Annotated in this window: 18 protein-coding genes; 10 read left to right on the forward strand and 8 right to left on the reverse strand. The window is 55.2% G+C overall.

Features of this window, described 5'->3' with window-relative positions; genetic code table 11:
• The first annotated feature begins 12 nt into the window (after positions 1 to 12).
• Together CAUR_RS13265 and CAUR_RS13270 are read left to right on the forward strand one after the other, a co-directional pair.
• Positions 13 to 915, forward strand: a complete 903-nt coding sequence (locus CAUR_RS13265) for a DNA adenine methylase (RefSeq protein ID WP_012258385.1) — start codon at positions 13 to 15, stop codon at positions 913 to 915.
• A 122-nt stretch (positions 916 to 1,037) separates the two neighbouring features.
• Positions 1,038 to 1,910, forward strand: coding sequence for a universal stress protein (locus CAUR_RS13270; protein ID WP_012258386.1), 873 nt, complete (start codon positions 1,038 to 1,040; stop codon positions 1,908 to 1,910).
• A gap of 4 nt (positions 1,911 to 1,914) precedes the next feature.
• Here the strand turns inward: CAUR_RS13270 and CAUR_RS13275 are convergent, their stop codons facing one another.
• The gene (locus CAUR_RS13275) at positions 1,915 to 2,406 is read right to left on the reverse strand and encodes an MOSC domain-containing protein (protein ID WP_012258387.1); all 492 of its coding nucleotides are present in this window, start codon (positions 2,404 to 2,406) and stop codon (positions 1,915 to 1,917) included.
• A gap of 82 nt (positions 2,407 to 2,488) precedes the next feature.
• Between CAUR_RS13275 and CAUR_RS13280 the strand changes: the two genes are divergently transcribed.
• The gene (locus CAUR_RS13280; RefSeq protein WP_242604928.1) at positions 2,489 to 3,664 is read left to right on the forward strand and encodes a hypothetical protein; all 1,176 of its coding nucleotides are present in this window, start codon (positions 2,489 to 2,491) and stop codon (positions 3,662 to 3,664) included.
• A gap of 7 nt (positions 3,665 to 3,671) precedes the next feature.
• Entirely contained in the window at positions 3,672 to 4,493 is an 822-nt protein-coding gene (locus CAUR_RS13285) for a universal stress protein (RefSeq protein ID WP_012258389.1), read from the forward strand.
• Positions 4,494 to 4,584: 91 nt separating this feature from the next.
• Here the strand turns inward: CAUR_RS13285 and CAUR_RS13290 are convergent, their stop codons facing one another.
• Positions 4,585 to 5,979 carry a S41 family peptidase gene (locus tag CAUR_RS13290; protein WP_012258390.1) on the reverse strand — a complete coding sequence of 465 codons (1,395 nt, stop codon included), beginning with the start codon at positions 5,977 to 5,979 and terminating at the stop codon, positions 4,585 to 4,587.
• A gap of 137 nt (positions 5,980 to 6,116) precedes the next feature.
• On the opposite strand from CAUR_RS13290, the gene CAUR_RS13295 reads away from it, so the two are divergent.
• Together CAUR_RS13295 and CAUR_RS13300 are read left to right on the forward strand one after the other, a co-directional pair.
• A complete protein-coding gene (locus CAUR_RS13295) occupies positions 6,117 to 7,250 on the forward strand; it encodes an aminotransferase-like domain-containing protein (protein WP_012258391.1) in 1,134 nt (377 codons plus the stop codon).
• Complete coding sequence (locus CAUR_RS13300) at positions 7,247 to 8,167, forward strand: RluA family pseudouridine synthase (RefSeq protein ID WP_012258392.1); 921 nt, start codon at positions 7,247 to 7,249, stop codon at positions 8,165 to 8,167. Before CAUR_RS13295 ends, CAUR_RS13300 begins: the two co-directional genes overlap by 4 nt.
• A gap of 209 nt (positions 8,168 to 8,376) precedes the next feature.
• Here the strand turns inward: CAUR_RS13300 and CAUR_RS13305 are convergent, their stop codons facing one another.
• Positions 8,377 to 8,760, reverse strand: coding sequence for a TIGR04086 family membrane protein (locus CAUR_RS13305; RefSeq protein ID WP_012258393.1), 384 nt, complete (start codon positions 8,758 to 8,760; stop codon positions 8,377 to 8,379).
• 600 nt (positions 8,761 to 9,360) lie between these two features.
• Positions 9,361 to 9,618: a hypothetical protein gene (locus tag CAUR_RS13310; protein ID WP_012258394.1), complete on the reverse strand. Its 258-nt coding sequence runs from the start codon at positions 9,616 to 9,618 to the stop codon at positions 9,361 to 9,363.
• Positions 9,619 to 10,100: 482 nt separating this feature from the next.
• Between CAUR_RS13310 and CAUR_RS13315 the strand changes: the two genes are divergently transcribed.
• Positions 10,101 to 11,675, forward strand: coding sequence for an alkaline phosphatase (locus CAUR_RS13315; RefSeq protein ID WP_012258395.1), 1,575 nt, complete (start codon positions 10,101 to 10,103; stop codon positions 11,673 to 11,675).
• A 247-nt stretch (positions 11,676 to 11,922) separates the two neighbouring features.
• Here CAUR_RS13315 and CAUR_RS13320 read toward each other — a convergent pair whose 3' ends face one another.
• Positions 11,923 to 12,945 (reverse strand): ABC transporter substrate-binding protein, encoded by a 1,023-nt coding sequence (locus CAUR_RS13320; RefSeq protein WP_012258396.1) that lies wholly within the window; start codon positions 12,943 to 12,945, stop codon positions 11,923 to 11,925.
• Between the two features lie 37 nt (positions 12,946 to 12,982).
• Positions 12,983 to 13,753, reverse strand: coding sequence for an ABC transporter permease (locus CAUR_RS13325; protein WP_242604929.1), 771 nt, complete (start codon positions 13,751 to 13,753; stop codon positions 12,983 to 12,985).
• 267 nt (positions 13,754 to 14,020) lie between these two features.
• On the opposite strand from CAUR_RS13325, the gene CAUR_RS13330 reads away from it, so the two are divergent.
• Positions 14,021 to 15,979, forward strand: a complete 1,959-nt coding sequence (locus tag CAUR_RS13330; protein WP_012258398.1) for an alpha-amylase family glycosyl hydrolase — start codon at positions 14,021 to 14,023, stop codon at positions 15,977 to 15,979.
• Positions 15,980 to 16,036: 57 nt separating this feature from the next.
• On the opposite strand, the gene CAUR_RS13335 is transcribed toward CAUR_RS13330, so the two are convergent.
• Both CAUR_RS13335 and trxA read right to left on the reverse strand, forming a co-directional pair.
• Entirely contained in the window at positions 16,037 to 16,315 is a 279-nt protein-coding gene (locus tag CAUR_RS13335) for a metal-sensitive transcriptional regulator (RefSeq protein WP_012258399.1), read from the reverse strand.
• A 41-nt stretch (positions 16,316 to 16,356) separates the two neighbouring features.
• On the reverse strand, positions 16,357 to 16,710 hold the full coding sequence (gene trxA / locus CAUR_RS13340) for a thioredoxin (RefSeq protein ID WP_273067920.1): 354 nt from the start codon (positions 16,708 to 16,710) through the stop codon (positions 16,357 to 16,359).
• A gap of 205 nt (positions 16,711 to 16,915) precedes the next feature.
• Here trxA and CAUR_RS13345 point away from each other — a divergent pair, with 205 nt between their 5' ends.
• Both CAUR_RS13345 and CAUR_RS13350 read left to right on the forward strand, forming a co-directional pair.
• The gene (locus CAUR_RS13345) at positions 16,916 to 17,647 is read left to right on the forward strand and encodes a metal-dependent hydrolase (RefSeq protein ID WP_012258401.1); all 732 of its coding nucleotides are present in this window, start codon (positions 16,916 to 16,918) and stop codon (positions 17,645 to 17,647) included.
• A 132-nt stretch (positions 17,648 to 17,779) separates the two neighbouring features.
• Positions 17,780 to 19,039, forward strand: a complete 1,260-nt coding sequence (locus CAUR_RS13350) for a serine hydroxymethyltransferase (protein ID WP_012258402.1) — start codon at positions 17,780 to 17,782, stop codon at positions 19,037 to 19,039.
• The last annotated feature ends 248 nt before the right edge of the window (positions 19,040 to 19,287 follow it).

Here is a 19,287-nt window from a genome sequence, read left to right on the forward strand (position 1 = left end):
GTTGTCTCTATCATGACTGGCTTACGACAGGTATCACTATTCCCTGAGTTAGATAATCGATCCAAATCACATGCTCCGGTTAATGTGGCTTCTGTGCCACAACGCAGTCCTTTTCGATATCCGGGTGGTAAGACCTGGTTTGTGCCCACGTTTCGTCAATGGATGACCAGTATGTCGGTAAAACCGAATCTTCTGGTGGAGCCATTTGCTGGTGGTGGGATTATTAGTTTAACCGCATTATTTGAGCAGTTGGTAGAACGAGTCGTGATGGTAGAACTAGACGCTGATGTGGCAGCAGTCTGGGAAGTCATCGTTCAGGGTGATGTGGAATGGCTGGTCGAGCGTATTCTGAGTTTTACCGTGACACGAGAAACTGTACTGGCGGAACTGGCAAAGGCACCGACGACGAAACGTGAACGGGCGTTTCAGACGATTTTGCGCAATCGAACACTACGGGGCGGGATTTTAGCTGATGGTGCCCGGTTTATGAAAGCCGGTGAAAATGGGAAGGGAATCGGTTCGCGCTGGTATCCTCAGACTCTTGCTCGCCGTTTGCTTGATCTCCAACGTATTGTTGATCGTATCGATTTTCGTTGCGATGATGGATTGCTCGTTATGACCGAGTATGCCTCTCGTGCCGATGCTGTATATTTTATCGATCCACCCTATACCGCCGGTGGGAAAAAGGCGGGAAAACGATTGTACAAACACCATCATATCAATCACGAGCATTTGTTTCAATTGTGTCAATCACTTGCAGGTGATTTTTTAATGACATATGATGAATCAGAAGAAGTAAAACTGATGGCACAAAAATATGCATTCCAGACGAGATTAATCCCAATGAAGAATACACATCACGCAACAATGAATGAGCTTGTTATTGGTAAAGAATTGTCCTGGCTTGATGACTGATTATACATTACGAGCGTAACTATTAGCATATTGTTATCTGGTAGTTTGCGTCTAACTTGTTTCTGCGTCTGAATAAAGACAATTCATAATGATCTGACGTGCAATTGACAAGGAGGCGCGCTATGTTTCGCACCATTCTCGTTCCGCTTGATGGTTCAGTCGTGGGCGAGCAGGCGTTGGCAGCCGCAGCCCGGCTGGCGCGCGCATTTCAGGCTACCGTGCATCTGGTGCATGTGCATTATCCCAATTCGTTGACCCCCATCGTGATCGAAACGCTACCGGTGATTGATGCCGAATTGCATTCTCTGGCTGCTGAACACGAACGCTTTTACCTGAATCAAGTTGCTGCTCAGCCGGTTTTCAATGGCGTGCAGACGGTCGTTACCCGTCTGGAAGGGGCTGTTGCCGAGACGCTGGCGGCACATGCACAGGCGATCAATGCCGATCTGATCGTGATGACGACGCATGGCTGGAGTGGGTTTGAGCATTTCTGGCTGGGGAGCGTGGCCGAGTCGTTGTTGCGGTTGACCCACACCCCACTCTGGCTGATGCGACCGGGAGAATCGGCGTCGCGGGCTGCGCAACCGCTGCGTCGTATTCTCGTTCCCCTCGATGGCTCGGCGCGTGCCGAGCAGATTTTGGCACCGGTCCAGAGTCTGGCAGCGCTTGATGGCGCTCGTTTAACGCTGTCCCGTGTTCTGGTACAGCGCCGTGGTGCGGATCAGGCCGAAGTGACTGCACAAAAGCAGGAGATTGAAGCGTATTTGCAGGCACTGGCAACCAGGCTGGAAGCGCAGGGGGTGCCGGCAGATATAGCGGTAGGTACTGCTGATCAACCGGCACGGGCGCTGCTCACCCTGAGTCGTGAGCTACAGGTTGATGCGATTGCGCTGGCTACGCGCGGCCAGGGTGGCTGGCAGCGCATGGTGATGGGCAGTGTTGCCGATAAAATCATTCGTGCCAGTCCCGTGCCGGTGCTGGTTGTCCGTCCGTAATGCACTATGCGCCAGTTTTGATGAGTGTGACCGGGTCATCGACCCGTACTTCACCTTCGTTGATGACACGGGCGTAGAGTCGGCTCCAACCGGGATGGAGACGCTGGCTGATGCGGGTAAACTGACCTCGCAGGAACGATCCGGCAATGGTGTTGCAGGGTGTGGTGTAGTCAGTAATTTCTAACTCGACCCACGAACCGATCAGCAGACGATCACCGATGCCGATCTGCGCCCAATCAAGGCCGCTAATCGTGAGATTTTCACCGGTTGTTCCTGGTGCAATCGGATGGCCTTCCGCCTGTAAGGCGGCAATCCGTTCAGCCGAGTAGAGTGAGACGGCCCGGCGTGGCCCGCCGTGATGTTCGCGATCACGCTGGTGGTCGCCACGCACGCCATGGATTGTTATTTCGGCGGCTGGTACCGGGAATTTGGGTACGCCGCCTTTGGGACTTACATTGATCTGTACAATTCTGCCCTGAATGGGTTTGCGATCCATCTATTTTTCCCCTTCTCAAACTGGCTATTTCTGGCTATCATACCAGATTATTAGTCCGCTCATAACTTTATGTTGTAAATATATGAACCCGTCATCTCGTCAAGAACCTTCTCCTCCGCTAGAGGCAGCCGTGGTTGAGACGCCTGCTGCCGACACAAATGGATCATCTGAGGCGCGCATCGCAGCATCCTCGACTACATTGCGCTGGCATTGGCGGGGAGTGTGCCGGCGTTGTGGATTTGCGCTTATCGGTTTGATCACCTTTGTGCTGGCGTTAGAGTTGCTCAAGCGCGGTGCTGCCGGTTACGGACGAGTGCTGATAGGGTGGCTAGACATAAGTTCTGCGGCAAGTGCGCTCGGTTTTGGCTGGTTGCTGTCTTACATCTTTCTGAGTGGATCGCCGGTGGCCGCCGTGGCTGTCTCTTTTTTTGCATCGGGTGTTATTGATGGCGTGCAGACCTTTACCATGATTACCGGCTCGCGCCTGGGTGCTTCATTTATTGTCCTGTTTGTTGGGTTTCTGTACCATCTGCGCGGCCATCGACGGGCGGCCAGTGTTGCGATTGGTGTGCTGTCACTGCTGACGACAGCGGCCATCTATCTGCCGGCATTGGGGCTGGGATACTGGCTGCTCAGTTCGCAGTTGGTGGGAGTAATATCGGCCAGCGCCGATAGTCCGCTTAGTTCCGTGCTTGATCTGATTATCGATCCCGTTGTTGCCGTGATTGTTCGGCTGTTGCCAGAGTGGTCGTTGTTGGTGGTTGGAGCGCTGGTGCTGCTCGGTGCGTTCAGTCTGCTTGATCGGGCTATCCCTGAAGTTCCCGGTGGTCAGCAGGTGTTTGGGAAGGCCGGCCAACTCCTCTACCGACCGTGGGTGATGTTCCTGCTCGGCGCTGCGGTAACCTCATTTACGCTCTCGGTTTCGGTATCGCTGTCGATGCTGGTGCCGCTGACGGTGCGCGGTGTTATTCGACGCGAAAATGCGTTACCGTATATTATGGGCGCCAATATCACAACGTTCATTGATACGTTAGTTGCGGCGTTACTCGTCGGAGGCGCAGCTGCATTCACCATTGTGCTGGTTGAGATGATCTGTGTTGCCTTTTTCTCACTGATTGTTCTGCTCTTGTTCTACCGGTGGTTTGCCCGCGTTCTGCTCTGGTTGGAGGAGAGGATTGTGCATTCACTGCCGCGTTTAGTCGCTTTTCTGGGGATCATGCTTGTCGTGCCGCTGTTGTTGTTGTTTGTGAGATGGTGAATACGTTATGCACATTGCCCTCTATGTTGGTCAGAATCCTCAGCGCACAGCGCTACTCGCCTTTGCTGCACCAATTGTTGCGGCCTGTGCTCATCGGGTGACGCTCATTACACCAGTTTCCGGGCAAAACGATCTGGATGAGGTTGTCAATCAGTTGCACATTGACACTGCCATTCCCGTGCAGCATCGTTGTCAGGAAACAACCTTTGCGGCTGCGATTCTGAGTGCTGTGCAGACTGAACGACCGGATTTGCTCATTGTGCCGGCATTTCCCCCTCATTTCATTCGCGGGCGACGGCTCGAATTCAATCTGCTCGCAGCTCTACCAGTATCATTTCTGCGCGTGCAGGGACATGTATCCGCTTCCCCCATTCGGCGGATCGCTGTTGCCAGTGCCGGGGGAGAGCAGTCGTTGCGGTGTGTGCCGTTGGTGAGTCAGATCGCCCGTGCTTTTCAGGCCAGTGTGACTGTGCTGCACGTCTCTTCGCAAGAGGTTGTCTATTTCGATGGTTTTGTGGCCTCTCCATTAACAGAGGAAGTTGCCTTGCAACTTGACGAATTGACCGGTACGATGCTCCGACGGCTGGTGAAAGAACTCAACACCCAGGGTGTTGATTGTCATTTGCAGGTGCTTAACGGTCTGGTCGAAGAGACGTTATTGAGTGAAGCGCAGCATTACGATCTGCTGGTGATCGGTAGCCATGAAGTCAGCGATGTTGTGCCTGAGCCGGGTGATCGCTGGGTACGTATGCTGCAACGTCTGTCGCTGCAGGATGTCACGCGCGATCTGTTAGAACGTAGCCCGATCCCGGTGCTGGTGATTCGCTAGGATGGATCAGTGTGTGATGGGTTGGGCCACGATAGGTCGTTGTCGTCGTTCCTAACCGGCTTTGGGGCACGGCTGGCCGTGCCCGTCTATCTCAAGGTTGTGCGTTCAATATCTCTTTGGCAGCCAGCAACTGCGGGTCTTGTTCAGGCGGGAAACGCCACCATTCGGCCTCGATCAGCACATCGGGGATAATACCGGTGCCTTCGATGAGCGTTCCATCAGGCAACTGATACGCTACTTCGGCCAGCAATAAGCGGGAGCCGTCGCTAAAATCGTAGCCGTAGAGGTTTTCGGTATTGCCTGACGAGGGCACACCGACAACGGTTGCCTGGCGGAGAATGCGCATACCGGCAGTGAACATCTCGGCAGCGCTGGCAGTCTCTTCGCTAATCAGGATCACGACCGGAATCCTGGTCAATTCGGGGATGGTGCGACCACGCGGAATCCGTTGCTCTTCGCGCTCATTTCGTCCCACCGAAGCGCCAATACTGCCGCCATCGTGGAAGAGGGCAATAATGTTGCGCATGACGTGGATGTAGCCGCCACTATTGTCGCGAACATCAATGATCATCCCGCGCAACGGACCGCCGGCCAGCAAAGCAGTTAGAGCATCACGCGCCTGGGAGTCGGCATTGTCAACGTAGAAGCTGGGAATGTATAACAGACCAATATCGCCGGTTAATCGTTCGGCAGTGACTTGATTAAAGATAGCGATGTCAATAATAGCGCGCGTTACCTCAATATCACGCGGTTCTTCGTCACCGCGCTTGATCGTCAGTCGCACACTGGTTCCCGGCAAGCCACGGACTGCACCGATAGCCCCTTCCGGCCCGAAGGCTTCAGGATCATTAAATGGAATGCCGTTGACCGCGACGATCAGATCACGCGGTAGAATACCGGCCTGATCGGCTGGCCCGCCAGGCACCACTCTGGTGATCAGACCGCCTTCGTCAACGGTGCGTACACTTACCCCGATCCCGCCATACTGCAACTGACCGCGTGCTTCAGCGATCTGGGCAGCTACCTCTTGCGGTGACTCGAAGCGCGAGTGGTCATCACCCAGCCGGGCAATCATCTCGCGCATAATGGTGTAAAACTCTTCCGGAGTCGCGGCTGCTTCGACCTTCGGCTGCACCTCGGCTCGCACTGCCTCCCAGTCGAGACCGTTGAAATCTTCGTACAAATAATTATCGCGCACCGTCTCCCAGACCTCTTGAAAGATGTTCAGGCGTTCTTCACGACTAAGCGGTGCTAGCGTGGGTGTCGGTGCAATCGTCGCAACAGGTGCCGGAGTTGGTGTCAATACCGGCATCGTTGCGGCACCGCCTGCCGGTGCAGGTGTCGCCGTTGATGCCGGCAGGCGCGTTGCCGGCGGCGCCGGTCGCTCCTGTTCGACCGGTCTGGTTGACAACTCGTCCCACGAGAAGGTGCAACCGGTGATAAGGATTGTGGCTACAATAAGCAGAATAATTCGTAAACGCTGCATAGTGTTCAGATGTATAAACAGTTTCCAGCCAATTGCTGCTCAACAATATGATACCATTAGCGCTACACTCGTACCGTGAGAGCTTGCTTAGGAAAAGGTGCTCTCCGTATTGTAGCCGTCTTTGAGGGTAACGATCTATGCTGCCGGACATTCAATTTGTACAACGCCCAGGAGTCATCGAGTTTGGTTGGGGGCATCTGGCTGCTGAACTCCTGCCACATACTGAATTATTACGGGCTGCAACCTGGACGCTGACCAACGATGCACCGGCAGCGTTGACCTATGGCTATGCGCAGGGGCCGGGACGCCTGATCGCATTGTTAGCCGAGCGGATAGCAATCGCCGAACACGAACTGATGATTACCGGTGGTACCTCACAGGCGCTCGATATGCTCTGTAAGCACTTGAGTCAGCCGGGGGATGTCGTGCTGGTAGAAGCGCCGACCTATCACCTGGCGCTACGCATTTTTCGCGATTACAAACTGCGCCCGGTGATGCTTCCCGGCGATCAACAAGGGGTACACGTCACCGCAGTGGCGACCCTGGTCAGGTTGTTACGTCAGCGTGGTGAACGGATCGCCTTCCTCTATCTGGTGCCGAGTTTTCGCAATCCGAGTGGTGTGACGCTAAGTGCTGAACGACGGGCTGAGCTGGCCCGTTTGGCTACTGCGCTCGAATTGACCGTTATTGAAGACGAGGCGTATGCTGAATTGTGGTACGATTTGCCGCCACCGCCACCAATCGCCAGTTTTGCGCCTGGGAGCATGCTGATCCGATTAGGCAGTTTTGCCAAAGTATTGGCCCCTGGTCTACGGCTGGGTTGGATGCAGGCGCCGTCGTCGTTGATCCAGCGCTGTGTCTCCTCTGGCATGCTCGATAGCGGAGGTGGGGTCAATCACTTTACCGCCCATGTTGTTCTCGCATTACTCCGTGCCGGTGACTTTGAGCCGCACTTGCTGCGGTTACGTAATGGACTGCGGGCGCGACGCGATACGTTGCTGGCAGCGCTGGCCCGCACCATGCCGAGAGGTGTGACATGGCGGCCACCATTAGGCGGTTTTTTTGTCTGGTTGCGTACTCCGCCGACGATTGATACCACGGCCCTGCTGCCAATCGCAGAGGCGGCTGGTGTCTCGTATATTCCCGGTGAACGCTTTTACGCCGGTAGCGGTGGGCGACACGAGCTTCGCCTGGCGTTTTCGCTCCTCTCCGAAGCCGATTTGATCGAGGGTGCTCGCCGTTTGGGTAAGGTGTTACGAGAAGCGGGATGAAGGCCGTTTCCTTCCTTGTAACCTCTGAAGATCATGGGCGTCCGCTAGGGGATATTGCCGCTGACCGACTGGGAGAAGCCGGACGAGTGGCAGCACAGCGGGGCGGCCTATGGCTGGGAAAACGTCGGGCTGCGGCATCCACGCTGGCAATTGCCGGCGAGACACTTTCGGTACGCTTTCCGCCAACCCATGGCTATTGTGATGCGCCACTGACGCTTGAAAACATTATCTACGAAGATAATGATGTGCTGGTGGTAAATAAACCGCCCGCCTGTTATGTGGGCGATACCCCCTGGGACACGCAGGGAAGTGTGCTGGCCGTGGTGCAGCGGTTGTTGACGGTACGTGACGGCGTACCACCGGTGTTGCACCTGGCCCACCAGCTCGATTTTGGCACCAGTGGGATTCTGGTGTTGAGCAAAACCCCGCGCGCAAATGCACCTTTGCAGACTGCGTTTGCCCGTGGGTTGGCGATGAAGCAGTACCTGGCCGTTTGTAGCGGTCATCCGCCGGTAACGGCTGATCTTGTGACCGGGCATGGGCGGGCGGCAGGTGGACGCTGGCGTCTCTACGATCAGGCTGACATCGGGCGTGTATTGCCGGACGGGCAACGGGTTAGACTGGCGCACACCCGATTTACGCTCCGTCGACAATTCGCGAATGCGGCCCTGGTAGAAGCAATGCCATTGACCGGACGAACCCATCAGATTCGGTTACACCTGGCGGCGCTCGGTTGTCCGATCCTCGGTGATGAACGGTATGGTGGGGTAGTGGATGTCGCCGGTTTGCATCTGACCCATCCGTTGCTGCATGCTGCCGAACTCCAGCTTCCGCACCCGATCCACGGGCGTTCGTTACACCTCTTCTGTCCGCCACCATCTCTCATTCTGACAGTGATTGACCGTCTGCGCCAATGACGATGCTCGTGAACATACCGCGTAGGGGCGGGTTCAAAACCCACCCATCTGTCTGGTAGAGAGCAATAGCCCGGCTGTTCCCACCTGTGCCTGGGATAGAGCATAGCAAGTGCAGAAGGGCAGTCTCGGTACTGTGTGCAACGTGGCATGCCGATTGTAGAAAGGGATTATCGAGCAGTACACCCTGCTCCTGGTTGCACAAACTGGTTCTACTTAATCCTTACTGAGGTACGCAAACGCCCGGCCAGCACACCACCCAAGGCGCCACAAATACAGCCGACAACCTGTCCCAGCAACAACAACGGTGGTACCACAACCCCAACATTGGCCAATGCTGCCACCAGAATGCCAACTACGCCTACCAGAAAGCCATGCATGGCAAATGACTCACCTGCCAGCCAGGCGGCGACAAATCCGCCCACGCCGGTCAGGCCGGCACCAATCAAAATGAGCACGATGTGGATCGGATTTTGCAGTGATGGATCGGTAAAGACCGTGGTTTGTCCAATGAGAACAATGAACACCTGCAAGAGAATAGTGAGTGCGAAATCGGTCATGAAACCGGAAATAACTGCGGTCCAGCGGATATTCACAGGCATCTCCCCGCTACCGATGCTAAACGCCTATCCGACAGATTTATATCTCTGGACGCTGCTTGAGCCTGCCAGTCCGTCCCGCAGGGATCGTTCGTTCAGGCTCTCATCCGGTTGCATCATAGCACAGAAAAAGGCTTGACCAGGTGAGGAGTCTTGACAGGGTGATCTACAGAGATGTGAAAGCTATCTGAAGGGGTTGCAAGTATTGCCGTGTTTATGGTGTGTGTGCGATATATTACGATCTACAGAGATGTGAAAGCTATCTGAAGGGGTTGCAAGAGAACACTGCCGGAGTGATACCAAATCTTGCACAACAATCTGCATCGTAAAGGTGTGATCCTCGTGCTAAAATGTTACCGGGTGCGCCACCAGCGCGTCGCTGATGGGTTATCGTCAGCGTCGTAGAGGCGACGCATGCGTCGCCCCTCATACCAGCACTGGCTTCCGGTCACAGTGAGATTTGGCAATTAGCCGGTCGTCTCGCCGCTGCCTCTCTGTAGCTACATTCTGGTACGGCGATAAGCCTTCAGCACGTCTGGAATATTCGATCTGTACAGCCCGGCTTTGCCGGCATCGAGGACGATGCGGGAAAGTTCCTTAATTCGCCATATGCCAGACGAACAGAAACACCAGGAGTGAAATCTGGAGTGCATACGCAACATCATAGCGTGCCGGGTGCCAGAACTCTTCCCGGCCCAGCCACCACCAGATTCGGTTCAGTCCAGATCGCACCCGAATATTGCTGTCCCAACGTTGCAGATGAGAAACGCGGGCCAGGCGTACCAGTCGACGCAGGCTATTAACAAGCGCTAACGTCCAGACTCCCGCAACCAGTAGTTGCAGTAGCAGCTCCATGGAGGGCACTCCTTACAGATGGTGATACGTTTGGGAAATATCGCGCCGACATTGGCGCAACGTGATAGCCTGATCACTATTAAGTAGTATGCATCAATTTTGCCTAAAAGCGCAAGGGTATACCGAGAAAAAATTCCCTGACTGGTGTGGAATATATCCTTCGCGGTGCTGCAATTTTCGGTGATAAGACAATTTTTGAATTGAGAATAATTATCGTTTTACATGATCTTTACATAGACTTAAAAATACTTCTCTATACTCCTTTCAAGCCATGGATAACACCTGCAAAATCAGATACGGGTTTGCAAGAGGTCGGCTTGCAAGAGTTTTGGCTTCTACCGTCACGCCTTGCTCGCGCTTTCATCTCTACTCCGTCTTCGACTGCCAGTCTTGATGCCTGACTACAATCTGCAAATCCTGTTCATCGTGCGGTGTTTTCCTGGCGGGGATGTTTCGTTGAGGCTCAGAAGGAGTAGAGACGCATGTTGAACAAGAAACGAGTCCTCGGCCTGATTGTCACCCTCGCCCTACTGGTGGCAACGGTTTCAGTGACTGTTGCCGGAACGGGAATTCCCGAATTACGCCGTTCCTCACCGACCGGTAATGTGATCTTCCTTCACCCCGATGGGGCGGGTTTGAATCACTGGGCGGCTGCACGTATCTACTGGTACGGTCCTGACGCCCTCAGCCCGTGGGATACGCTGCCGCAAATGGCCGCCTACCGCGGTCACATGGCGGATATTTTGACCGGGACATCGAACGGTGGCGCTACCACGCACGCCTTTGGTTACAAGGTTGAAGGACTTGGTTCTTTCGGTAAAGATGGTGATGGTGATAGCGCCCGCAGTATTCTTGCCCTCTCTGGCTACCCGGGTAGCATTGTACGTGAGGCTATTAACAATGGCCATCCTGTTGCCCTGGTCAACGACGGCGATATAGCCGAACCAGGTACTGGTGCGTTTGTTTCTGAAGTCGGTAACCGTAACGAGGACAACGAGATTGTTGGCCAGATAATTGATGGCCGGCCCGGTTTTGAGGGTGAGCATCCGCCACACATCATTCTGGCCGGTGGTGAACGCTTCTTCTTACCGCAAGGTACGCCACCCTGCACGCCCGACAACATTAATCTGGATTGCTACGTTCACACCGATCCGATCACCGGTGCCGGGCCTGCTCGTACCGATGGTCGGAATCTGTTGCGTGAGTTTGAAGCAAAGGGCTACGTGATCGTCCGTACTCGTGCCGAGTTTGAAGCCCTGCGTGAGCGGGTCAACAGTGATCGTCGCTACGCACCATACGTGTTGGGTCTCTTCGCTGCCGACGACATCTTTAACGATGTGCCGGAAGAGCGTCTGATTGCCGCCGGTCTGGTCGATCCTGCGATTGACGTCAATGATAAGCGGACCAATCTCATCCTTTTCGGCAGCGCTCCCGGTACATTAGGGTACAATCCGCCGACTGTTGCCGAGATGGCCGATCTGGCGCTTACGATCATACAACGCTGTGCCCGGCAGGCCGGTAAGCCCTTCATTATGGTTGCCGAGGTGGAGAGTGTCGATAACTTTGGGAACAACGACAACGCGATTGGTACGCTGACCGGTCTGAAGCATGCCAACGACCTGATCCAGGTTACGCAAAACTTCCAACAGCGGCATCGACGAACGCTGATTCTGACCGCAGCCGACAGCGATGCTGGTGGTATGCAAGTTGGGGCCTGGGATCCAACCCGCAACGTCAGCGATTACAATAACAATCCCACAGGCAACAGTGCGCAGAATGTGCGATCACCGCTTGATGGCCGCTATGGCCGCAACTCGCCTCCATTCCTGAGTGAGCCTGACGCTTACGGCAATCGTATGGCATTCGCCGTAAGCTGGGTTGGCACGCCTGATGTGTCGGGTGGCATTATCTCTCGTGCGCAGGGTTTGAACGCAATTGAGATGTCGCGCACGTTTAGCGGACGGTTCGACAATACTGACGTGTATCGGTTGATGTATCTGACGCTGTTTGGTCGGGGATTGCCATCATCTGTTGGTCAGACAGCTCCGTCTCGCTAGACGATGGCAGTATTCTGAGCGTTATGTGGGGCGACAGAAGATAAGCTGTCGCCCCAACATGTTATCGCAGCACGTAGCTGTATCGCTATAACCGCCAGATCGCTAACGCCAGCGCTCATGTCACATCTGCAACATACAATGTCCGGCACGCGATTCAAAATGGATCCTTTCGGCCCCCTCGTTCATCGCGTGATTGGGTACATGCACCATCTGTAGGGGCGGGTTCTAAACCCGCCCCTACAGAACCTTATCGGCATTCAATGCCTTGTGAGCGGTAGTACTCATCAACCGCGTCGGTGAGTAAAACAGTTTCGGGATCGATATCGCTCTTCAGCACACCTAACGAGCGCAGCAGTTGCGCCTCTTTCTGCCACACTGCACGATCACTGGCGCCAACACAGCGCTCGCCGATCCCGTAGCGGAGCAGCTTGATCGTTTCGGCGGCTTCAAACTCCAGATGACCGCGGTCGAAGTCAGGGCTGCGGGCCAGTATGATTTCGATAGCGGCTGCCGGATCATTCAATGCCTCTTGCCAGCCGCGTAACGTAGCCTGCACAAACGCACGTACTGTATTCGGATTGTTGCGGGCAAACTCGGCTGTGGTAAAGAGCACATCACCCATCAGCTCAACACCGTAATCACGGGCAAGGATCAGATCAATATCAGCGCCGGCAGCACGGGCCGTATACGGCTGGTCGGTTGCATACACCGGCCAGACATCGGCGCGCCGTTCGAGAAAGGGGGCCAGGCTGTAATCGCCTGGTATTTCGATGACGCTGGCCGGATCCACACCGGTAGCTGCCAGCAATGCCCGATATTCGGTTTCAACATTGTCGCCGTAGAACATACCGACCCGACGCCCAACGAAGTCTTGCGGTGAGCGAATACCGCTGTCACGATGCACCATAAACGCGACCGGGCTGGCCTGAAACCAGGTTGCCAGTGCGACAACCTCGATGCCTTGTTCGCGACTGATCAGAATCGTATCGGCCCCGGTGCTACCGAAGGTGTCGGCCCCGGTCGCAACCAGCGGCAGCGGTATGGCATCAGGTCCACCGGGCAAGATGGTCACATCCAGGCCGGCATCGCGGTAGTAGCCGCGTGCTTCGGCAACCAGATAGCCGGCAAACTGAAACTGGGGCAGCCATTGCAATCGCATCGTGACCTTCGTCACTTCCGGCGACGTGCTGGTTGGGGCTGTGTTCGTACAACCGGTAACGACAAGCAACACCACAAGCAGGAGTAATGGTAGTAAGGTACGGTGTGACATATGCGATCCTCTTTGTTCAACCTGGTCCACGCCGCACTTACCGTTCCCGTTCCCAGAACACAATGATCCGTTCAAGTAGAAGAAAAATACCGTGTAATACCAGTGCTAAGCCGGCGGCTGCCGCGACAGCAGCAAAGGCTCGATCTGTGGCTAGCCGGTAGGTAGAGGTCGTAATCAGGTAGCCTAGACCTCGCCCTGCACCGGCCAGTTCACCAACCAGCGCCCCAATAACGGCCAGCGCACCGGCGACGCGCAATCCACTGAAGATGAATGGAAGCGCTGCCGGCAAACGAAGCATCCGCAAGATTTGCCATTGTGAAGCGCCATAAGCCTGCATCATGGCCAGTTGTTCGGGTGCCGGACGCCGCAGACCGCTGATGGTGGCAATAAGCAACGGGAAGCTGGCAAAGAGTGCTGCCATCGCAGCACGAGGGGCAATGCCGTCACCCAACCAGATGGTAAGCAGTGGGGCCAGCGCAACCGAAGGCAGGCTTTGTCCGAGCAGAATCCACGGGTAGAGGGCATCTTCCAGCGGACGGACAAAGATGAAGGCGATGGCCAGGGTAAGCGCGATACAAATACCGATTGCCAGCCCAAGGAGCGCGGCGCTGGCGGTAGCACCGGTATGGTATATCAGCCGCACTTCAGGCTGAAGTGCAGCGTTTATTACGCGCGATGGGGTTGGGAGCAGGTAAGCCGGAATACCGGCAGCCGGCAGTCCCCACTCTAGCCCAATCACGAGGGCAACACCGAGCAACAGTGCTGGTCCCAGGCGGCGAAACAGGTTGTGCGGTGTGGTCTTAACCATAGCGCCATATCTTACCATACATTGGTCATGAGGTGGAAATAGAGAAGCGAAATCTACACCCTCGTCGCGGTGCTCACCCTTCTTCTCGATTTTGACATAATGTTCCATCGTACTGGTCAGTTCTGCCGGTAGTTGTCTGGTTGGCAGTACCGTATGTGCAGGACTGCTGTGTTTTTCGACCATCTGTTGCCAGATTCATGCTTTTCAGCGATACTTGTGCTCTGGAAACTATTGCCCGACCGGGCGGTGTATTGGCGAGGTTCAGACATGCACGATTGGGAACGAATTCAACGGGAAGCAGCACGGTCATTGACCAGACTATTACCGCGGGTTGCGCAGGCATTTGCCGAAGCCGGTGGCGCTGCGGGGGAATGGAATGTATTTGAGCAACGCCTGCGGCGAGAGTGGCCGCGCCTCTTTGAATTGCTATTCGGTCTCTACGGTACGCAATATGACTTCTTCTACCACCTTGAACAATTGTTGCTGGCAATGGCGCAGAGCTGGTTGAAACGACCGGATTGGCTCAAACAGCGTGATGCGTTGCGTGAAGCTGATACCGAGTGGTTTCAATCGGAACGCATGATGGGGGGTGTCCTCTACGTTGATCGTTTCTGCGGGACACTTGCCCGTTTGCGCGAGTTTATTCCATATTTTCGCGAGCTGGGATTAACCTACCTTCACCTCATGCCCCTGTTTGAAGCGCCGGAGGGCAACAACGATGGTGGCTATGCGGTAAGTAGTTACCGACGGGTTAATCCACATATCGGGACAACTGCCGAACTGGCCGATCTGGCTCGTGAGCTTGATACTGCTGGGATTAGTCTTGTGCTCGATTTTGTGTTTAACCACACATCTGACGAGCATGAGTGGGCGCGACGGGCGCAGGCCGGTGACCCCGATTATCAAGAGTTTTACTTCCTCTTCCCGGATCGAACCATGCCTGATGCCTATGAGCGGACATTGCGCGAAATTTTTCCAACCGTGCGACGCGGGAGCTTCACGTGGCGGCCCGATATGCAGCGCTGGGTTTGGACAACCTTTAACAGTTTTCAGTGGGATCTCAATTACGCCAATCCGGCAGTGTTTCGGGCAATGGCTGCCGAGATGCTCTTCCTGGCCAATCTCGGCGTGGCTGTGTTGCGCCTCGATGCTGTCCCCTTCATCTGGAAGCGAATGGGAACAAATTGCGAGAATCAACCAGAAGCCCACCGGATTATTCAAGCCTTCAACGCGATTGCGCGGATCACAGCGCCAGCTCTGCTCTTCAAATCGGAGGCGATTGTCCATCCCGATGACGTGCTAAGTTACGTCAGTCCACAGGAGTGTCAGCTCTCGTACAATCCACTGCTGATGGCATTGCTCTGGGAGACGCTGGCGACGCGGGAAGTCAAGCTACTGGCACATTCCCTCAGCCATCGCTTCCGTCTACCGCCCGGATGTGCCTGGATCAATTACCTGCGCTCACACGATGATATTGGCTGGACATTTGATGATAACGATGCCCGTGCGGTGGGGATCGATCCCTGGGGGCATCGCCAGTTTCTGAATGCCTTCTACACCGGACGCTTTCCCGGTTCGTTTGCCCGTGGGTTGCCATTTCAAGAAAACCCCGATACCGGTGATGCGCGCGTGTCCGGTACGCTGGCATCGCTGGCAGGTCTCGAACAGGCACTGGCTGGCGGCGACCCCCAGGCCATTGACATAGCAATTCGCCGGATTATCCTGCTTCACAGCATTGTGCTGAGTATCGGTGGTATTCCGTTGATCTACCTTGGCGATGAGGTTGGCACGCTCAATGATTACGGGTACGTAAGCGACCCGGCGAAGGCTGACGATAGTCGCTGGGTGCATCGTCCGTTGCGCAATCAGGTCGCGATGGATCAACGCCACGACCCGACAACGATACCTGGTCGGATCTTCAGTACGTTAACCCGACTGATCCATCTACGAACCTCCCTGCCGGCACTGCGCGATGGCATGATGGAGGTTGTGCGCAGCGATAACCGCCACGTGCTGGCCTATGTGCGCCAAACCGGATCGCAGCGAGTACTGGTACTGGCCAATTTCTCGGAATATCCTCAGTCAATAGCCGGGAACCTGCTGCGTATGTACGGCCCTGGTCTTGAACTCTTCGACCTGATCCAGGAACAGCCGGTATCGGCCACAACAGCACTGACTCTACAGCCGTATCAGTTTGTCTGGCTAACGCCGTCGTGGCAGAGATAAACAAATGGCAGGTGCGATCCAGAGGGTCGCACCTGCCACTACCTTCGAGCAAACGTCCTAACAAGCGTCCTTGAACAGCTCTATCAACTCGTTAATCGTCTCAGCTCGACAGTTTTCTGCGTCGTTTAGACAGTGTTGGGCATAACATTCCAGCACAACACTATTCGCACTGGCCAGGGCCTGCCGAATTGCTGCGATCTGGTGAACAATGTCACGGCAATCGCGGCCTTCGGCAACCATCCGTTGGATACCGCGCACCTGACCCTCGATTCGCCGTAAACGCCGTAACACTTCGTCGCGTCGTTCTGGCGCAAGCGGACGAACCCCCGTGCTCATTGCTGCTTCACCCGCAGATTCTGGTTCCGGCGATGGTGTGTTCACGCCATTGCCAGAACTTTATCAAAGATTTCGCGGTACATCGCTTCTGGTCGAGCGCCGACCAGGCGGCCTACCTCGCGGCCATCCTTGAAGATAACCAGCGTTGGGATACCCTGAATACCGAGCTGCGAGGCATACTGAACATTATCGTCTGTATTGACCTTGGCAATAGTCAAACGGCCTGCGTATTCGCCGGCCAGTTTATCGAGAATCGGTGCAATCACGCGACACGGCCCACACCACGGTGCCCAAAAGTCAACCACAACCGGCGTTTTCGACTTCAAAACTTTCTCGGCAAAATCCGAGTCGTGTACCTCAATCGGCTTAGCCATTGAATTATTCCTCCTCCACAGTAATCATACAGGCAGTATCTGTATTAGATACCCCCTGGGGGTATACTATAGCGCGCAGAAGAGCATCTGTCAAGAGGGAAAAAGTCGAAAGACATCTTCGTGCTCTATGTTATACTGAAAACGTCATCAGCACAACACTATTCGGTTTCCTATCAGACTATCTGGCCTGCGAAGTGCTCATATTTTGTGAGGGAAGGAGGCAACCTTGGCAACGCTCGGACGCAATGTCACGATCACACTGATCGGTCATGGCACCTTCCATCTAACCACACCGGAAGGTCGCAACATCTTGATTGATGCCTGGGTTGATGGAAACCCGGTCTGTCCAGAGCCATGGAAAGCGCGTGTGCGCGAGAATCTGGCTGCCATCTTCGTTACCCACGGCCATTTCGACCATATTGCCGATCTGGTTGATCTGGCCCGTGAAACCGGGGCAACGGTTGTGTGTCAGTACGATATGGTTCCGTACCTGGAAGGCGAAGGTATTCCGGCAGCGCAGTTAGTTGGCTTCAACAAAGGTGGCACGGTTACTGTAGCCGATGTACGGGCAACGATGACGACCGCTCACCATTCGAGTACCATTTACGAGAATGGCCAGATCATCAATCTGGGAACGGCTGCCGGTTATGTATTGCGCTTTAGCAACGGCTTTACGGTCTACCACACTGGCGATACCTGTGTCACGATGGATATGCAGATCATCGGTGAGCTGTATCGCCCCGATCTGGTGATCCTGCCTATCGGTGACCACTTTACAATGGATCCCCGACAGGCGGCATACGCACTGAAGCTAATCGGAGCGAAATACGCGATTCCTGAGCATTACGGTACCTTCCCCATCTTAACCGGTACCCCGGAGGCGTTGATCGAGCATTGCCGTGAATTTGGGGTGACGACCGAGGTGATCGCGCTGAAGCCCGGCGAGTCGGTCAGTTAAGCAGTCAGTAATAACGGTTTGTCTGGTGCACCTGGCCTGCTCCTCAAGACGATGATGCTGAGGGCAGGGTGGTGCACACTTTACTTGTGAACAGGTGTTGTAACTGAGGTCATAGTAAACAGGGGAACGACTATGCTTGAACATCTTCGAGCAACTGATCCGATCATCGCCGATCTGATCGAGCGGGAAGCGCAACGCCAGCGCCAGGGTCTGGAGTTAATCGCCAGCGAGAACTATACCAGCCTGGCGGTGATGGAGGCGCAGGGATCGGTCTTGACCAATAAGTACGCAGAGGGTTTGCCCGGTCGGCGATATTACGGTGGTTGCGAGTTTGTTGACGCCATCGAGCAACTGGCTATTGAACGGGCCTGTCAGTTGTTCGGCACGTCCCACGCTAATGTGCAACCGCACAGTGGGGCGCAGGCCAATATCGCCGTGTTTACGGCTCTGCTCCAGCCCGGTGATACCATTCTCGGTATGCGCCTGGATCACGGTGGGCATCTGACGCACGGTAGCCCGGTCAATTTCTCCGGTAAGTGGTACAACGTCCATTTCTACGGTGTGGACGCGCAAACCGGTCAGATCGACTATGACGATCTGGCAAGCAAAGCACGGGCAATCCGGCCAAAGCTCATCACGTCGGGAGTAAGTGCATACCCGCGTATCATCGATTTTGCCCGGATGCGTCAGATCGCCGATGAGGTTGGCGCCCTGTTGATGGCCGATATTGCCCATATCGCCGGTCTGGTGGCTGCCGGCGAGCATCCATCACCCGTCGGTCACGCTCATGTGATTACCACAACTACCCATAAGACGTTACGCGGGCCACGGGGCGGCTTGATCTTGATGGGTGATGATTTTGCGAAACAACTCAACTCAAGCGTCTTCCCCGGTACGCAGGGTGGGCCATTGATGCACGTGATCGCCGGTAAGGCAGTTGCTTTCGGTGAAGCATTGCGGCCTGAGTTCAGGCAGTATGCGGCGCAAATCCGCCGCAATGCCCGTGCGCTGGCCGAGGGATTGATGGCGCAGGGGCTGACCCTGGTTAGCGGTGGGACTGATAATCATCTGATGCTGGTCGATCTGCGCAGTACGGGCCTAACCGGCGCACAGGCACAGCGCGCACTTGATAAAGCGGCGATTACGGTCAACAAAAATGCCATCCCCGATGATCCACAACCGCCAATGAAGACGAGTGGGATTCGGATCGGGACACCCGCGGTAACGACCCGCGGTATGCGCGAACCAGAGATGGCTCAGATTGCGGCCTGGATTGGCGAGGTGCTGATGTACCCCGATGATGAAGCCCGCCTGAATCGGATCGCAGGCGAAGTCGCCGATTTGTGCCGGCATTTCCCGGTGCCTGCTGATATGGTGCAGGTACGGGGGTAATCCGGTCGCCGGGAGAGAATGAGGGTTAACAACATCCATTCCTGACGCACCGGGAGCACACGCTTCCGCCGGGCAACACATGAGTCTGGATGTTATCGATGAGTAGATGGACGGGCAGTAGGGGCGGGTTCAGAACCCGCCCCTAGCCGCCTGTTCATGTGCCCGTTCACATTTCCATACACGAGATGTAGAGAACCAGAGGGCAAACGGGTACGTCCTGGATCGTGTGCCAGGCATTGCAGTGATAT

The organism is Chloroflexus aurantiacus J-10-fl (assembly GCF_000018865.1).
Classification (GTDB): Bacteria; Chloroflexota; Chloroflexia; order Chloroflexales; family Chloroflexaceae; genus Chloroflexus; species Chloroflexus aurantiacus.

Coding starts and splice junctions, on each gene's coding strand:
- CAUR_RS13295 (WP_012258391.1), top strand. CDS start 6,117: ATGCTGCCGGACATTCAATTTGTACAACGCCCAGGAGTCATCGAGTTT.
- CAUR_RS13320 (WP_012258396.1), bottom strand. CDS start 12,945: ATGTCACACCGTACCTTACTACCATTACTCCTGCTTGTGGTGTTGCTT.
- CAUR_RS13330 (WP_012258398.1), top strand. CDS start 14,021: ATGCACGATTGGGAACGAATTCAACGGGAAGCAGCACGGTCATTGACC.
- CAUR_RS13285 (WP_012258389.1), top strand. CDS start 3,672: ATGCACATTGCCCTCTATGTTGGTCAGAATCCTCAGCGCACAGCGCTA.
- CAUR_RS13310 (WP_012258394.1), bottom strand. CDS start 9,618: ATGGAGCTGCTACTGCAACTACTGGTTGCGGGAGTCTGGACGTTAGCG.
- CAUR_RS13275 (WP_012258387.1), bottom strand. CDS start 2,406: ATGGATCGCAAACCCATTCAGGGCAGAATTGTACAGATCAATGTAAGT.
- CAUR_RS13270 (WP_012258386.1), top strand. CDS start 1,038: ATGTTTCGCACCATTCTCGTTCCGCTTGATGGTTCAGTCGTGGGCGAG.
- CAUR_RS13335 (WP_012258399.1), bottom strand. CDS start 16,315: ATGAGCACGGGGGTTCGTCCGCTTGCGCCAGAACGACGCGACGAAGTG.
- CAUR_RS13300 (WP_012258392.1), top strand. CDS start 7,247: ATGAAGGCCGTTTCCTTCCTTGTAACCTCTGAAGATCATGGGCGTCCG.
- CAUR_RS13265 (WP_012258385.1), top strand. CDS start 13: ATGACTGGCTTACGACAGGTATCACTATTCCCTGAGTTAGATAATCGA.
- CAUR_RS13325 (WP_242604929.1), bottom strand. CDS start 13,753: ATGGTTAAGACCACACCGCACAACCTGTTTCGCCGCCTGGGACCAGCA.
- CAUR_RS13350 (WP_012258402.1), top strand. CDS start 17,780: ATGCTTGAACATCTTCGAGCAACTGATCCGATCATCGCCGATCTGATC.
- CAUR_RS13290 (WP_012258390.1), bottom strand. CDS start 5,979: ATGCAGCGTTTACGAATTATTCTGCTTATTGTAGCCACAATCCTTATC.
- CAUR_RS13315 (WP_012258395.1), top strand. CDS start 10,101: ATGTTGAACAAGAAACGAGTCCTCGGCCTGATTGTCACCCTCGCCCTA.
- CAUR_RS13280 (WP_242604928.1), top strand. CDS start 2,489: ATGAACCCGTCATCTCGTCAAGAACCTTCTCCTCCGCTAGAGGCAGCC.